This is a genomic window from Janthinobacterium sp. EB271-G4-7A (assembly GCF_020858075.1).
Classification (GTDB): Bacteria; Pseudomonadota; Gammaproteobacteria; order Burkholderiales; family Burkholderiaceae_D; genus Janthinobacterium; species Janthinobacterium lividum.
The window spans coordinates 1,355,974-1,370,150 of the sequence record NZ_JACYMI010000001.1; the positions used below are offsets into that span (position 1 = coordinate 1,355,974).

The 14,177-nt window shown below is 66.3% G+C and carries 13 protein-coding genes; all 13 read left to right on the forward strand.

Annotated features, from left to right (window positions below; translation table 11 throughout):
• Position 1 precedes the first annotated feature (1 nt).
• Genes IGS58_RS06145 through IGS58_RS06205 form a run of 13 tightly spaced genes read left to right on the forward strand, consistent with a single transcriptional unit; the run spans position 2 to position 14,157 of the window.
• On the forward strand, positions 2-1,210 hold the full coding sequence (locus tag IGS58_RS06145) for an amidohydrolase family protein (RefSeq protein ID WP_070260595.1): 1,209 nt from the start codon (positions 2-4) through the stop codon (positions 1,208-1,210).
• A 1-nt stretch (position 1,211) separates the two neighbouring features.
• A complete protein-coding gene (locus tag IGS58_RS06150; protein ID WP_170846318.1) occupies positions 1,212-1,955 on the forward strand; it encodes a TenA family transcriptional regulator in 744 nt (247 codons plus the stop codon).
• Between the two features lie 20 nt (positions 1,956-1,975).
• The gene (locus IGS58_RS06155) at positions 1,976-2,692 is read left to right on the forward strand and encodes an L-threonylcarbamoyladenylate synthase (RefSeq protein ID WP_070260599.1); all 717 of its coding nucleotides are present in this window, start codon (positions 1,976-1,978) and stop codon (positions 2,690-2,692) included.
• Positions 2,689-3,882: an MFS transporter gene (locus IGS58_RS06160; RefSeq protein ID WP_099394332.1), complete on the forward strand. Its 1,194-nt coding sequence runs from the start codon at positions 2,689-2,691 to the stop codon at positions 3,880-3,882. Before IGS58_RS06155 ends, IGS58_RS06160 begins: the two co-directional genes overlap by 4 nt.
• On the forward strand, positions 3,879-5,981 hold the full coding sequence (locus IGS58_RS06165) for a 3-isopropylmalate dehydratase large subunit (protein WP_329957972.1): 2,103 nt from the start codon (positions 3,879-3,881) through the stop codon (positions 5,979-5,981). The genes IGS58_RS06160 and IGS58_RS06165 overlap by 4 nt, the downstream gene beginning before the upstream one ends.
• Before the next feature lie 14 nt (positions 5,982-5,995).
• Positions 5,996-6,667 (forward strand): 3-isopropylmalate dehydratase small subunit, encoded by a 672-nt coding sequence (gene leuD / locus IGS58_RS06170; RefSeq protein WP_070260605.1) that lies wholly within the window; start codon positions 5,996-5,998, stop codon positions 6,665-6,667.
• The gene (locus IGS58_RS06175) at positions 6,664-6,972 is read left to right on the forward strand and encodes a (2Fe-2S) ferredoxin domain-containing protein (protein WP_070260607.1); all 309 of its coding nucleotides are present in this window, start codon (positions 6,664-6,666) and stop codon (positions 6,970-6,972) included. The genes leuD and IGS58_RS06175 overlap by 4 nt, the downstream gene beginning before the upstream one ends.
• Positions 6,973-7,025: 53 nt before the next feature.
• On the forward strand, positions 7,026-8,099 hold the full coding sequence (locus IGS58_RS06180; protein WP_211552278.1) for an ABC transporter substrate-binding protein: 1,074 nt from the start codon (positions 7,026-7,028) through the stop codon (positions 8,097-8,099).
• Between the two features lie 14 nt (positions 8,100-8,113).
• The gene (locus IGS58_RS06185; protein ID WP_230520881.1) at positions 8,114-10,297 is read left to right on the forward strand and encodes an ABC transporter permease; all 2,184 of its coding nucleotides are present in this window, start codon (positions 8,114-8,116) and stop codon (positions 10,295-10,297) included.
• A gap of 11 nt (positions 10,298-10,308) precedes the next feature.
• Positions 10,309-11,361, forward strand: coding sequence for an ABC transporter ATP-binding protein (locus IGS58_RS06190; protein ID WP_070260613.1), 1,053 nt, complete (start codon positions 10,309-10,311; stop codon positions 11,359-11,361).
• 36 nt (positions 11,362-11,397) lie between these two features.
• Positions 11,398-12,450 carry an ABC transporter substrate-binding protein gene (locus IGS58_RS06195; RefSeq protein ID WP_081345932.1) on the forward strand — a complete coding sequence of 351 codons (1,053 nt, stop codon included), beginning with the start codon at positions 11,398-11,400 and terminating at the stop codon, positions 12,448-12,450.
• On the forward strand, positions 12,443-13,300 hold the full coding sequence (locus IGS58_RS06200; RefSeq protein WP_230520882.1) for an ABC transporter ATP-binding protein: 858 nt from the start codon (positions 12,443-12,445) through the stop codon (positions 13,298-13,300). Before IGS58_RS06195 ends, IGS58_RS06200 begins: the two co-directional genes overlap by 8 nt.
• Positions 13,297-14,157: an ABC transporter permease gene (locus IGS58_RS06205; RefSeq protein ID WP_070260619.1), complete on the forward strand. Its 861-nt coding sequence runs from the start codon at positions 13,297-13,299 to the stop codon at positions 14,155-14,157. The genes IGS58_RS06200 and IGS58_RS06205 overlap by 4 nt, the downstream gene beginning before the upstream one ends.
• The last annotated feature ends 20 nt before the right edge of the window (positions 14,158-14,177 follow it).

Consider the following 14,177-nt stretch of genomic DNA (forward strand, 5'->3'; position numbering starts at 1 on the left):
CATGAGCACGATATTGAACAGTCCACATCCGCTTCCCTCCGCCGCCGCGCCAGCGCAGCAGCAATGGAAGAAATACACCTCGCCCTTCGATTTCAAGCAATTCGATTCCGATTCCCATGTGCAGGAAGTGGGTGACAGCTGGGAGCTCTACCTGCCAGAGGAGTTTGCGCACCGGCGCCCGCATGTGATCGACAATCCCCATGTGTCGCTGCGCCCGAGCCGCAACAAGACCTGGTATATCGACGGGCGCCTGGTGCCGAAGAACCAGGGCAATGGCGGCGTCGTCATGAGCACACCGGCCGAGATGGACTTTGCCAAGCGCAAGCCGGTGCCCGTGCCGATCCAGGCTTGCACCGACCCGGTGGCGCGCGCGCAGCTGATGCGCGACCAGGGCCTGGACCGCACCGTGCTGTTTTCCACGCTGTTCCTGGAAACCCTGACCGACGACCTGGTCTACGAGGCGGCGCTGATGCGTGCCTGGAATGACTGGATGGCGGAAATGCGCTCGAAGGCGCCGGACATGATCGAATTCGCCGCCCTGGTGCCGATCCGCTCGCCCGAGCTGGCGGTGCAGGAAATGCGCCATGCCAAGGAGAAGGGCGCCACGGCGGTGATGATCTTGCCGACGGCCGGCGAACGCATGCTGCACGATCCGCTGTTCGACCCGTTCTGGAGCGAAGCGCAAAACATGAACATGCCGGTCTGCGTGCATATCGGCTGGCCCAATCCGCGCCAGACCTTCGAGTGCACGACGCCGTCCAGCATTTTCCTCGGCGCCTTCGACCTGTCCGTCTGGTGGGCGTATATCAGTATCTTTACGGGCGGCATCTATGACCGCTTCCCGCGCCTGAAAGTATCGTTCGTCGAACACGATGCCCGCTTTTTCAGCCTGTTTCTGGAGCGGGCGATGCACTGGTGGCCGACGGCCGCATGCAAGCCATGGCCCGGCAAGAAGTCGCCCGAGGCGGTGCTGCGCGAACATGCCGTGTATTTCGGCTTCGAGGGTGATTACGACTACATGCCGGAATTTATGAAGCTCGTCGGCGATGACCGCGTGCTCGGCGCCTTCGACTTCCCCCACACGCATTACGGCGAAGCGAGCCTGAGCCAGTCATTCGATTTCATGCGTGACCACGTGGGCCTGAGCTTGCTGCAAAAGCGCCAGGTATTGCACGACAACGCCGCCGCCTTCTATGGCCTCAAGGATTGATATGGACTTGCACGCAAACGCCGGCCACAGCGGGGTGCGCCCCCCGCTGCCGGTCGAAGATGTCATCGCGCAATGCAATCAGATCGTGCATGAAAAACGCTACAGCCGCCACCAGTTCGTCGGCAGCGTGCAGCGCGGCTTGCCGGACAGGGCGGCGCTGGCCGCCTGGGCGCTGCAGAAATACCACCAGGTCTACACGCAGAACTTGATCTTCAGCATTATTCATTCGAAGACCCAGTTCGAGGATGTGCGCCATTTCATGATCGAACAGCTGGTGGCCGAGGAAACGGGCATTAATTGCGGCAGCGACAGCCATTACAACCTGATGCGCCGCTTTGCCGAGGCTTCCGGCGTCGGCGCCGACCAGTTCGGCCCGGCCACGCAGGCCGAACCCGTGCGGCGCTATGTCGACACACTGCTTGGCATCATGCGCGACGAGCATTTCGCCGTCGGCCTGCTGGCGATCTACGCCATTGAGTCGCAGTCGGGCGAGAGCGTGGGCAAGATGCTGGCCGCGTTGCGCGAAGCATATGGCTACAGCGAAGCCGAGCTCGAATGGTTCACCGTGCACAGCGATGCCGATGACGACCATGCCGAGGAAGGCGTGCGGCTGGTGCGCAAGTATGCGCCGCAGGTAGCCGGTTTTGACCAGCGCGCGCTGGCCGTGACCGAGCGTATCTGCGATGCCTGGCTGCAGCTGCATGACTACTATGCCTCGCTGCTCAACCGCAGCGCGGTCCGCTAAGCCCGCCACTGGAGACTGCCATGATCGCTCCCATCGTCAAGTCGGACGAAGACTTCCTGCCGCGCGCCATCGAAGTGCTCAAGCGCGGCGGGCTGGTGATTTCGCCAACGACGACCAACTATAACCTGATCTGCGACGCCACCAACGCCGCTGCCGTCAGTCGTATCTTCGCCGTCAAGCAGCGTGTCAAGTTCGGCCCGCTGCCGGTGAGCCTGCCGCATCCTGCCGTGGCGGGCCGCTATGTCGAATTGCCCGAGTGGTTCAACCACGCCGTGCTCGACGACTTGCTGCCGGGGGAGATCTCATTCGTCTTCAAGCAGAAGTATCCGTTTCCGGACCAGCTTACCTGTGGCTTGCACAGTGTAGCCATCAGCTGCACCACGCATCCGATCTTCCGCATGCTGACGCAGGGGATCGACGGGCCCATCGCGGCCACCTCGGCCAATCTGTCCGGGCAGGGCAATATCTTCGTGCCCCTGGCCAAGGCCATCGAGGATATCGGCCATCTGGTCGACCTGATCATCGATGCCGGGCCGACGGCCGCGGAGCTGGCCGGCAGCGGGGACCGCGTCAACACCATCATCGACCTCACGTTCGACCGCCCCTACCTGGTGCGGGCCGGCTGGGTGGGGCTCGACAAGGTGAAGCCGTACTTCCCCGACCTGGTGACGGATACCGCGCGCTACCAGCAGGTGCTGGCGCAGCGCGTGGCCGAGCGCGGGGAACGCGCCGCATGAACCGGCACAAGGAGGCATGGCGCTTTCCCGCGCTGCTGCTGCTGACGGTACTGGCCAACATCGGCATGGGCATCGTCATGCCGGTGTTGCCCATCTACTTCAAGCAGTACGACGTCAGCGTCGCCGCCCTCAGCGTGCCGTACGCCACGCTGGTGCTGGGGCGGCTGTGCTCGCGCGCCTTCAGCCCGTCGGCGATCATGCGCTGGGGGCACCGGCGCGCGGTGATGGCCGCCTTTCTGCTGTACGCGCTGGTGTTCGCCGCCTACCTGGGGGCTGGCTCGCTGGCGCAGTTCGGCGTGCTGCGCTTCATCGAGGGCCTGGTCGAGGGCGTGCTGGCGATCGCCCTGAACGACCTGGCGATAGGCTATGCGCGGGGCGTCGATTCGCAGCAGCGGGTGCGGCTGATGGGCCGCTTCGGTTCCGCCTTCGGCCTGGGTTTTCTGCTTGGGCCGCTGGCCGGCGCCGCCATCGCGCACTGGCTGGGCTTGCAGGCGATCTTCGTCGCCGGTGCGCTGGTCGGGCTGCTTGCCATGCTGCTGGCCGGCGTGGCGCTGGCGCCGGTGGCGGCACGTGCGGGCCATGCCGGGCCACGTCCGGCGCTGGGTATGCTGCTGGCCCTGTACAGCCCGCAAAGCCTGCGGCGCGTGCTGTTTTTCTCGCTGATGATTCTGCTGCCGTTGCATGTGACGGGTGCGCTGGGGATGGAAGCGTCGCGGGTCGGCATGTTTTTCGCGGTCTCGGCGGTACTGACCACGCTGCTGATGCCGCTGGCCGGCCATGTCAGCCAGCGCGTCGGCCAGGCCGCGCTGATCGACGGCGGCCTGTGGTTCATGGGCGCTGCGCTTCTGCTGATGGGCCTGGTGCAAGCGCCGCTCGGCTTTGCCGCGCTGTTCGTGCTTGAAACGGTGGCTTTCGCGCTGATGCTGCCGCCAGCCATGGCCTTGTTCAGCACCGCCGTCGAGGACCATCCCGAGCGCGCCAGGGTCATGGGATCGATGGCCTTTGCCACCGAGCTGCTGTCCCTGCCGCCGGCCTTCCTGCTGCCCGCGCTGTATGCGTACCTGCCGGCACTGGGCTGGGCCGCCGTGGCCGTGCTTTGCCTGGCGACGCTGTGGGCCAGCCGGCGCGCCCGCCACCACCTGGCGCCGGCCTTCAGCGCCGCCCGCCTCACCAAGGAAGAACGCATATGAGCCTGACTTTGTTCGACAAGATATGGGCGCGCCACGTGATCACCCATTTCGACGATGGCAACGACCTGCTGTTCATCGACCGCCACCTGCTGCACGAGGTGACCAGCCCGCAGGCCTTCAGCAGCCTGCTGGAGCAGCAGCGCGACATGCCGTTTCCCCAGCTGACCGTATCGACCGAGGACCACGTGGTTTCGACGGCGCCGGAGCGCAGCGGCGCCAGCTTTGCGCAGGGCCAGCAGCTGCTCGAGCATGCGCGGACCAATACCCGCCACTTCGGCGTGCGCCATTTCCCCGTAGACCATGCGCGCCAGGGCATCGTGCATGTGATGGCGCCGGAACAGGGGCTGGTGCTGCCCGGCATGACGGCCGTGTGCGGTGATTCGCATACCTGTACCCTGGGCGCGCTCGGATGCGTCGCCTTTGGCATTGGCACGAGCGAAGTCGAGCACGTGATGGCGACACAGAGCCTGGTGCAGAAAAAGCCTGCCAATCTGCGCGTGGTGCTTGAAGGGGCGCTGGCGCCGGGAGTGTATGCGAAGGATGTGATCCTCAAGCTGTGCCAGCTGCTGACGGTCAGCGGCGCCACCGGCCACGCGATCGAATTTGCCGGCGGCTTCGTGCGGCAATTGCCGATGGATGGCCGCTTCACCCTGTGCAATATGGCCATCGAGATGGGGGCGCGCATCGGCCTGATCGCACCGGACGGCATCACCTTCGAGTATGTGCGCACGGCGCTGGGCCGGCCCGCTGGCGATGCCGCCCTGGCGGCGGCGCTGGCGCAATGGTCGGCGCTGTCCAGCGATGCGGGGGCGCATTTCGAGCGAGAGCTGCTGCTCGACGTGTCGGACCTGCAGCCGCAGATCACCTGGGGCACCAATCCGGATCAGGTGATCGACATCGGCGCGGTCATCGGCGCCGACGATTCGGCGCGCGCCGGCGTGGCCTTCGACTACATGGGCTTGCAGGCGGGCGAACGCCTGCTGGCGCGTCCGGTCGATGTGGTGTTCATCGGTTCCTGCACGAATGGCCGCCTGTCGGACTTGCGCGTGGTGGCCGAGCTGGCCAGGGGACGCCAGGTGGCACCCGGCGTGCGCGCCTTTGTGGTGCCCGGCTCTCAGCAGGTGCGCCGTGCCGCCGAGCGCGAGGGACTCGATGCGATCCTGAACGCGGCCGGTTTTCGCTGGGGCCAGCCCGGCTGCTCGATGTGCGCCAGCGTGAACCAGGAATTCGTCGGCGCCGGGCAGCGCTGCCTGTCGACCTCCAACCGCAATTTCATCGGCCGCCAGGGCGCCGGCGCACGCACGCACCTCGTGAGCCCGGCGGTTGCCGCCGCTTCGGCGCTGACGGGCAAGGTGACGGATCCGCGCCAGCTGGGGCCACTTGGCCGTGTGGCCGCCTGGGCCGTGCTGCTGCTGGCGCTGGGCGGCAACGCGCCCGAGGCCACTGCCGCCGATGCCACGCCGCCATCCGTGGGACGGGTGCAGCTGGCCTACCTTGACGGCGGTGTCGCGCGCGCCTCGCAATCGCATTTCGTCGCCTGGCCGTCGCAGCTGTTCCTGCTCGAAGCGTTCGACTACAACTACAAGCTGGGCCGGCATGCGCTGGAAACGGCGCGGCTGCAGGTCTTCGTCGGCGGGCCGGTACCGCTGCGCGAGGCGCCTCAGCTGCTGGGCTGGGTGGCGCGCCTCGACTACCTGAAACTGGGCGCGCCCGCAGGCGGGGCGCATGACCACTTGGCTGACGCGCGCCTGGGCGCACAACTGACGCTGCACCGCATCGCGCCGTGGAATGCCTGGTTCAAGCGCCATCAGGCGGAATTGTTCGTGCAGGTGTTTCCCGTGCATGGCAACGAGGATTTTGGCCGCTACGACACGTTCACGCGTTTTTCCAAGCGTTTCACGCCGCAGCTGGTGGCGCGTGGCGTCGTGCGCAGCTACCACTTTTCCGGGCTGGCCGTCGTCACGGCCGAGATGGACATGATTTATGAACTGAGCCGCCGTCAGGACATGTATGTGCGTCTGGGAAAGTCCAGCCGCGATTACGCCGGCCTGGCCGACAAGAGCGCGTTGCTGGGCATCGGCAGCCGCATCAATTTCTGAGAAAAGGAGCATCGATGAACCGCAGCTTTCTGATCGAATCCGGACATGCCGCCCTGCTGGCGGTGCCGAATATCGACACCGACATCATCATTCCGCAAACCGAACTGGTGACCACTTCCCGGCGTGGCCTGGGCCAGGGCCTGTTCGCCCGCTGGCGCTACCTGGAGGGGCGCGTGCCCGACCCTGCCTTCGTGCTGAACCAGCCGCAGCACCGCCATGCCACGTTCCTGATCGCCGCCGATAATTTCGGCTGCGGCAGCTCGCGCGAGCATGCGGCCTGGGCCCTGGCCGACTTCGGCATCCGCGCCGTCGTGGCGCCCGGGTTTGGCGAAATATTCCAGCGCAACTGCGTGCGCAACGGCATCTTGCCGGCGCGTGTCAGCGCGGACGGCTATGCGCGCCTGGCAGAGGCGGCACGGCTGGCAGGCGGCGGCTTGCGCCTGAGCATAGACCTGCACCATCAGCGCATCAACTGCGCGCAATTTTCGCTGACCTTCGACATCGAGCCGGACGATGCGGCGCGCCTGCTGCGCGGGACCGATGAAATCGCCGAAACGCTGGCGCATGCGGGTGCCATCGCCCGTTTCGCCGCCGCCGACCGGACGCGCCGGCCATGGGTGTACGAGCCGGGCTGGGAGCAGGGCGAAGCGTGCGTGGCCGACGCGCTGGCGCAGGAGGCGACATGAGCCATTTTCGCCACCACGTCTTTTTCTGCTGCAACCAGCGCGACGGCGGGCGCGATTGCTGCGCCAACCACGGTGCCGACCAACTGCGCCAGCATGCCAAGGAGCGCCTGGCCGCGCTGGGCATGCTGGGCCAGGAGCAGGTGCGCATCAACCAGGCCGGTTGCCTGGACCGCTGCGAGCTGGGCCCGGTGCTGGTGATTTATCCGGAAGCGACCTGGTACACCTATCTCGATGCCAGCGACATTGACGAGATCATCGATGAACACCTGATCCATCACCGCGTCGTCGAGCGCCTGCTGGTGTGACGCGCCGCGTCGCGCATGCATTTCCATTCACCTATCTTAGCGAGGCAATTGCAATGATATTTCCGAACTTGGCAGTAAGCCGGGCGGCGCGCCTGCGCCGCGTACTGGGCGCGGCGGCAGTGGCGCTGGCGGCATGCATGGCGTGGGCGCTGCCGGCGGTCGCGCAGGCGGCAGGGCAACTGAACCTGTATTGCGCCTACCCGGACGCGGCCATGTGCCAGGCGCTGGCGAATGGTTTCGGCGCGCGCCACGGCGTCAAGGTGAGCGTGGTGCAAAAGCCCACCGGCGAGCTGTATGCGCAGATTAAGGGCGAGGCCGGCAATCCGAAGGGCGACCTGTGGTGGGGCGGCTCAGGCGATTCCTTCCTGCAGGCGGCGCAGGACGGCTTGCTGGAAACCTACCGCTCGCCGCAGCTCGCGCAGCTGGCCGCCTGGTCCCTGATCCAGGCGGAGCAGTCGGCCTACCGCAGCGTCGGCGTGTACCGCGCCGTGATGGTGCTGGCGTATAACACCGAATTGCTGAAGAAGAAAAAACTCGCGCCGCCGCAGTGCTGGCGGAACCTGGTCGACCCCATCTACAAGGGGGAGATCGAACTTTCCAATCCCGCCTCGTCAGGCACTGCCTACATGATGCTGGCCACGATGGCCCAACTGTTCGGCGAAGACGGCGCCTTTCGCTACCTGCAGCAGCTGCATCCTTCGGTCACCAGCTATTCGCGCAGCGGTGCCGGTCCGCTGAAGGCTGTCGCGCGCGGCGAGGCCAGCATCGGCGTGGCGATGCTGCATGGCGTCATGACGGAACGCGAAAACGGCTTTCCCGTCGCCTATACGCTGCCCTGCGAGGGCACGGGGGCCGAGGCGGGCTCCATGGCGATCCTGCGCAATGCGCGCAACCTGGCAAATGCCAGGCTGTTCTATGACTGGGCCCTGGGGGCGGAGGCACAGGCCCTGCCATATTCGCTCAGGCAGTATCCACTGCCAGCCAACCGTGGCATCAAGCTGCCACCCGGGATGCCGGACCTGGCCAAGGCGAAGTTCCTCGACTACGACTACGCCAAATTCGGCTCCCGCGAACAGCATGCCTTGCTGCTGGGACGCTGGAATAAAGATGTTGCCAGTGCCCAATGACAGGATATCGCGCCATGGCTGTTTCTGATGTGAACACGGCGAGCGCCACGGCCGGCGGCGCCGGCCGGCACCGCATTGCGTCCTGCTGGTACTGGGTTCTGCTCGGTCTGCTAGGTGCCTGTCTGTTGCCCTGGCATGCGCAGTCCGATGGACGCTGGCTGCTACCCCCGGCCTTGCTGTTGGGCGAGCCGGCCAGCATGGCCGGCGCGGTGCTGCTGTTGCAGTCGCGTGATGGCGGCGCGCTGCCGTCGCTGCTGCTGCCATTGCTGCTGGGCTGGGCCGCGTGGCGCCGTCGGCCGCCCGCCGTGGCACTGCTGTTGGCGGGCGCTGCCGGCTTGCTGTGGCTTGGCCTGTGCGCTTTTGCCGCCAGCGGGGCCAGCATGGGGCCTGGCCAGCTGGCGTGCGCGGCCAGTCTGCTGTCCTGCCTGGCGCTGGGCCTGAGCCAGCGCGGCTATTTCGGCGGCGACGCGTTCGTGGCCGGCACGGTATTGTCGATCAGCCTGCTCGTAGGGGTGTTTACGCTGGTGCCGACCGCCGCCATGCTCTCGCATGCATTCGATGATGGCCGTGGCGGGCATGCCTGGACCGCGCCGCTGCGACTGCTCTACAGCGGCTATCTGTGGAGCGGCGCCTGCCTGACCGGCGCGGGACGCTGCGGCACGGTCTGGACCACGCTGTTCATCGCCGCCGTGTCTGCACTGCTGTGTACGCTTGTCGGCTTCGCGCTGGCGCTGCAGATGGCCCGCGTGCGCGGACCGCTGGCGCGCGTGGTGCAATGGCTGTCGGTCCTGCCGCTGATCGCCCCGCCTTTCGTGGTCGGCCTGGCATTCATCCTGCTGTTTGGCCGTTCCGGGCTGTTCAACACCCTGCTGGAAAGCTGGTTCGGCATCGTGCCCGGGCGCTGGATCTATGGCGTACAGGGTATCTTGCTGGCGCAGTTGTTCACGTTCACGCCGGTTGCCTGCCTGGTCCTGCGCGGCGTGGTCGAGGGTATTTCGCCGGCGCTCGACGAGGCGGCGCAGACCTTGCGGGCGGGGCCGTATCAGCGCTTCTTCAGCATTACCTTGCCGCTGGCCAAGCCGGGTCTGACCAGCGCCTTCCTGATCTGCTTCGTCGAATCGCTGACCGATTTCGGCAATCCCATCCTGCTTGGCGGCAATACTGAAGTGTTGGCCACCGATATCTTTTTTGCCATCGTTGGCGCGCAGCAGGATGTCGGCCGCGCGGCCAGCCTGTCGGCATTGCTCCTGGGGTTGACGCTGGTGGCGCTGTGGCTGCAGCGGCGCGTGCTGGGCAAGGCTTCCTACGCCACCATCGGCGGCAAGGGAGCCGCCACGCGCCATGCGCCGCTACCGGTGAGCCTGCAACGGGCCTGCGGGAGCGCTGCCATCCTGTGGAGCGCGCTGACGCTGCTGGTTTTCATGCTGGTGCTGGTGGGCGGTTTTGTCGTCAACTGGGGGCGCGACTACCGGCCCAGCATGGTGCATTACCTGAACGCGTTCGGCGTGACCCCTGGCGCGGCCGATCCCCTGACGGGCGTGGCCTGGGAAAGCTTGCTCGGCACGCTGGGCATGGCATTGCTGGTGGCACCGCTGGGCGCGGTGCTGGGCCTGCTGGCCGGCTGGGTCATCAGCCGCCAGCAGTTTCCCGGCAAGCGCCTGTTCGAGGCATTCAGTTTCCTGCCGCTGGCGGTGCCGGGCACGGTGATCGGCGTGGCGTATGTGCTGAGCTTTAACGGCCCGCCCCTGGAGCTGACGGGCGGCGCGGCCATCATCGTCATCTGCCTGCTGTGCCGCAACCTGCCCGTGCTGGTGCAGACCACGGTGGCGGCACTGGCGCAGGTCGAACGCAGCCTGGGCGAGGCGTCGCTGACCCTCGGCGCCAGCAATTGGCAGACCCTGCTGCGCATCGAGCTGCCCTTGCTGCGCCAGGCGCTCACCGGCAGCCTGATCTATGGCTTCGTGCGCGCCATGACCACCATCACGGCCGTTATTTTCCTGGTCTCGGCCGGCCACGAGCTGGCGACCACGTTCATCATCAATCGCGTCATCAATGGCGATTACGGACTGGCGGTGGCCTACAGCACGCTGCTGATCGGACTCAGCCTGGTGGTCGTGGCCGTGGTGCAGCGCCTGGCCGGCCGCCGCCGCGCGGGGCCGGCTGCCGGCCCCGGTGGTATCCCTATCCATGTTTCCTGAGGAGCAGCACGATGGCAGCAGCACAGATTCAATTGCAGGGCGTCTCGAAGCGCTACGGCACGGTCACCGCCGTGGATGACGTGTCGTTGACGATCGAGGCCGGATCGCTGACGACCTTGCTGGGGCCATCGGGCTGCGGCAAGACCACGATGCTGCGCATGCTGGCGGGGCTGGAACTCGCCTCGGCAGGCCGGATTCTCATCGGTGGCCGCGATGTCACGCATGTCGGCGCGGCCGGGCGCAACGTCACCATGGTGTTCCAGAGCTACGCCCTGTTCCCGCACATGAGCGTGTTCGACAACGTCGCCTACGGCTTGCGCCTGGCGGGGCGTCCCAAGGCCGAGGTGCAGGAGCGCGCCATGGCCGGCCTGGCGCTGACGGGACTCGATGCGTATGCGCGGCGCTGGCCGTCCGAGCTGTCCGGCGGCCAGCAGCAGCGCGTGGCCATCGCCCGCGCGCTGGTGCTCGAGCCGGAGGTGCTGCTGTTCGACGAACCGCTGTCGAATCTGGATACGCAGCTGCGCCGCATGCTGCGCAAGGAAATCCGCGAATTGCAGCAGCGCTTGCAGCTGACCGTGGTGTACGTCACCCACGATCAGGCCGAGGCGCTGGCCATTTCGGACCAGGTGGTGCTCATGCATCGCGGCAAAGTGGCGCAGGCCAGCACGCCGCAGGGCATCTACCGCGCGCCGCGCGACGCTTTCGTCGCCACCTTTCTGGGCGACTGCAACCTTGCGCCGGGTCGCCTGATGGCCATCGAAGGTGCGCTGGGAAGAGTCTGCATGGGCGGCCTGGAGCTGCGCCTGCCCCATTGCGGCCAGGCGCCGGGGCCGGTGCAACTGGCCATGCGGCCGCAGGCGCTGCGTCTTGCGGGCGCGGGCCAGGCGGGTGGCGTGGCTGCCGAGATCACCAGCGTCACCTTTCTCGGTGGCTTGCTGGAGATCGAATTGCGCACCGCGTTCGGCCCGTGGCTGGTGCATGCGGCGCCGCAAGCCGGCCTGGCGCCGGGCATGCCGGTCACGGTCATGCTCGACACGAGTTCCATGGCGCTGCTGGCCGCGTAGGCGGCGTCCCCCCCAATTTCAGAGAAGGACTTTCGCATGATGAACCGACGAACTATGCTTGCCCGGCTGGGCCTGTTGGCAGGCGGTGCCGCCGCCTGGCCGGCGCGCACGGCCGCGGCGGCGCCGCTGGCCCCCGTGCTGGCCGGGCACCCTGCCTACATCGTGAACTACCTGCCGCACATGGTCGCCTTGACCCAGCAGTACATGCGCGAGGAGGGCCTCGATTTCCGCCTCATGTCGTCCGATGGCGGGACCAAGCTGCGCGACATCGTCGCCGGTGGCCAGGTCAGCTTCGGCCTGGGCGACAGCACGCATCCGATCCAGCTGGCCAACCGGGGCCGCCCGGCCAAGATACTGCTGGCGATCGACCGCCGCTGTCCGTATACCAACGTGGTGGTGCGCAGCGACCTGTACGAGAAAGGCATCACCACCTTGCAGGCGCTGGCCGACTACCGCCGGCCGGACCGCGCGCGTCCCATCGTGGCCGTGGCGACCCTGGGTGGCGGCCAGTATGTGTATGCCAGCTACCTGTTCGAGCAGATCGGCGCCGCCAACAAGCTGAACCTGGTGTCCGGCGGCGTCACGCTGACCATGCTCGGCGGCCTGCGCAGCGGCCAGTTCGACGCCATCGTCGCGCCGGCCGCCTGGCAGATCGAGGCCGAGCGCGGCGGTTTTGGCAAGACCATCTTTGACGTGTCCGACGACGCCAGCTGGAACCGCTATTTCGGCGGCCCCCTGCCGGTGACATGCGCCTATGCGCTGCAATCGACGATCGACCGGTATCCGCAACTGGTGCAGGCATATGTCAATGGCATGGTGCGCGCGCTGCACTGGATACGCCGCAGCAGCAGCGCGCAGATATGGCAGGAAGTCGGCGTCAGGCAGCTGCGTGAAACGCGCGCCGATACGGCCGTGCTGGAACTCGATGCCTTCAAGCGCACGGCCAGCTACGACGGTGAAACCGATGCCGCCGCCTTTGCCAACGGCGCGCCCATCTGGTTCCGTCCAGGCACTGGCATCAAGCCGATCCGCTACGCGGACGTCACCGACCTGTCTTTCCTTCACCTGAGTAGGCGCAAATATGGCTAGCACATTACAACCCCTGCATGAAGCGCTGCCCGGACCGCAGTTGCGGCTGGTGCCCGAAACGGCGCAGCCGCGCCTGGAATTGCGCGGGCTGACGCGCGACTTCACCCTCAACGCGCGGCCCGTACGCGTCGTCGACAACCTCTCGCTATCGATCGCCAAGGGCGAGTTCGTCTCGCTGATCGGCCCGTCCGGCTCGGGCAAAAGCACCATCCTGAACATGCTGTCGGGCGTGCTCGAGCGGACGGCAGGCGACGTGCTGGTCGACGGTGTCAGCCTGTCGTCGAGCGACATGATGCGCGAGCTGGGCTATGTCTTCCAGAGCGATAACTGCTACCCCTGGCGCAGCGTCGCCGACAATATCGGCCTGGGTCTGGAGCTGGCCGGCATTCCCAAGCCGGAACGGCGCAGGCGGGTGGCCGAGGCCATCGAACGCATCGGCCTGCAGGGATTTGAACGCGCCTTTCCCAAGATGCTGTCGGGCGGCATGCGCCAGCGCGTGTCCCTGATGCGTACGCTGATCATGCGTCCCAGCATCCTCCTCATGGACGAGCCATTTGGCGCGCTCGATACGCATACCAAGTTCGAGATGCACAAGCTGCTGCTCGAACTTTGGCAAGCCGAGCAGCAGACGGTGGTTTTCATCACGCATGATCTGGGCGAGGCCATTACGCTGTCGGACCGTATCGTCGTGCTGTCGGCGCGGCCCGGCCGCATCAAGGAAATCTTCGACGTCAAGCTGCCACGCCCGCGCGACGCGCTATCGGTGCGCGAATTGCCGGAATACAGCGCCCTGTTCGCACGCATCTGGCATTCGCTGGGCGAGGAATTCAACAAGGGAGAGGCGACATGACACTGAGCCGCTATACCTGGCATTCCGTCTGGTTCTGGCGCATTGCCGTGCTGCTGATCCTGCTGACAGTGTGGCAGTGGGGCTTCAGCCTGCAGCCGAAGCTGCCGTGGCTGGTGCCCAGTTTCATCGATCCCTACTTCATTTCCACGCCCACGGGCGTGCTGGACAAGCTGAGCCACATGGCGTGCATGACGGACGAGGAAGGCCAGCTGCTGCTGGGGCGTGCCGGGGCGGTGGCGGCCTGCTTCAGCGCTACCGACAATAATCTGCTGGCCGCCATTTCCGCCACGCTGCGCAATACCTTCTGGGGCTTTGCGCTGGGCGTGAGTACGGGATTCGTCGTCGGCCTGCTGCTGGGCCGCTCGCCTTTCTGGGCCAGTGTTTTCGACCCTTACATCGTCGGCTTCAACTCGGTGCCGCGCATCGCGCTGGTGCCGCTGATCGTGCTCATTTTTGGCCTGGGCGATGCATCCAAGATCCTCACGGCCTGGCTGATCGTCTTCTTCGTGGTGTTCTTTAACACCTTCGGCGGCGCGCGGCAGGTGCAGCGCGACCTGGTCCATGTGGCGCGCGTGCTGGGCGCGACGAACTGGCAGGTGATGACCCGCACTGTCATTCCGTCCACGCTGGAATGGGTCTTCGCCTCGCTGGTGCCCAGCGTGTCGTTTGCGCTGATCGGCGTCATCGTGGGCGAATTCATCGGTTCCGAACGGGGACTGGGACGCCTGATCATCGAGGCGCAGGGACGGGGCGACGCGGCCGCCATGATGGCGACGCTGAGCGTGCTGGTACTGATCGGCGTCATGTTGTCGGGGCTGATCCACCAGGTGCAGGAGTATTTGCTGCGCTGGCGCTGAAGAGCTGCACAGGCGGTGAT

Coding starts and splice junctions, on each gene's coding strand:
- IGS58_RS06145 (WP_070260595.1), top strand. CDS start 2: ATGAGCACGATATTGAACAGTCCACATCCGCTTCCCTCCGCCGCCGCG.
- IGS58_RS06150 (WP_170846318.1), top strand. CDS start 1,212: ATGGACTTGCACGCAAACGCCGGCCACAGCGGGGTGCGCCCCCCGCTG.
- IGS58_RS06155 (WP_070260599.1), top strand. CDS start 1,976: ATGATCGCTCCCATCGTCAAGTCGGACGAAGACTTCCTGCCGCGCGCC.
- IGS58_RS06160 (WP_099394332.1), top strand. CDS start 2,689: ATGAACCGGCACAAGGAGGCATGGCGCTTTCCCGCGCTGCTGCTGCTG.
- IGS58_RS06165 (WP_329957972.1), top strand. CDS start 3,879: ATGAGCCTGACTTTGTTCGACAAGATATGGGCGCGCCACGTGATCACC.
- leuD (WP_070260605.1), top strand. CDS start 5,996: ATGAACCGCAGCTTTCTGATCGAATCCGGACATGCCGCCCTGCTGGCG.
- IGS58_RS06175 (WP_070260607.1), top strand. CDS start 6,664: ATGAGCCATTTTCGCCACCACGTCTTTTTCTGCTGCAACCAGCGCGAC.
- IGS58_RS06180 (WP_211552278.1), top strand. CDS start 7,026: ATGATATTTCCGAACTTGGCAGTAAGCCGGGCGGCGCGCCTGCGCCGC.
- IGS58_RS06185 (WP_230520881.1), top strand. CDS start 8,114: ATGGCTGTTTCTGATGTGAACACGGCGAGCGCCACGGCCGGCGGCGCC.
- IGS58_RS06190 (WP_070260613.1), top strand. CDS start 10,309: ATGGCAGCAGCACAGATTCAATTGCAGGGCGTCTCGAAGCGCTACGGC.
- IGS58_RS06195 (WP_081345932.1), top strand. CDS start 11,398: ATGATGAACCGACGAACTATGCTTGCCCGGCTGGGCCTGTTGGCAGGC.
- IGS58_RS06200 (WP_230520882.1), top strand. CDS start 12,443: ATGGCTAGCACATTACAACCCCTGCATGAAGCGCTGCCCGGACCGCAG.
- IGS58_RS06205 (WP_070260619.1), top strand. CDS start 13,297: ATGACACTGAGCCGCTATACCTGGCATTCCGTCTGGTTCTGGCGCATT.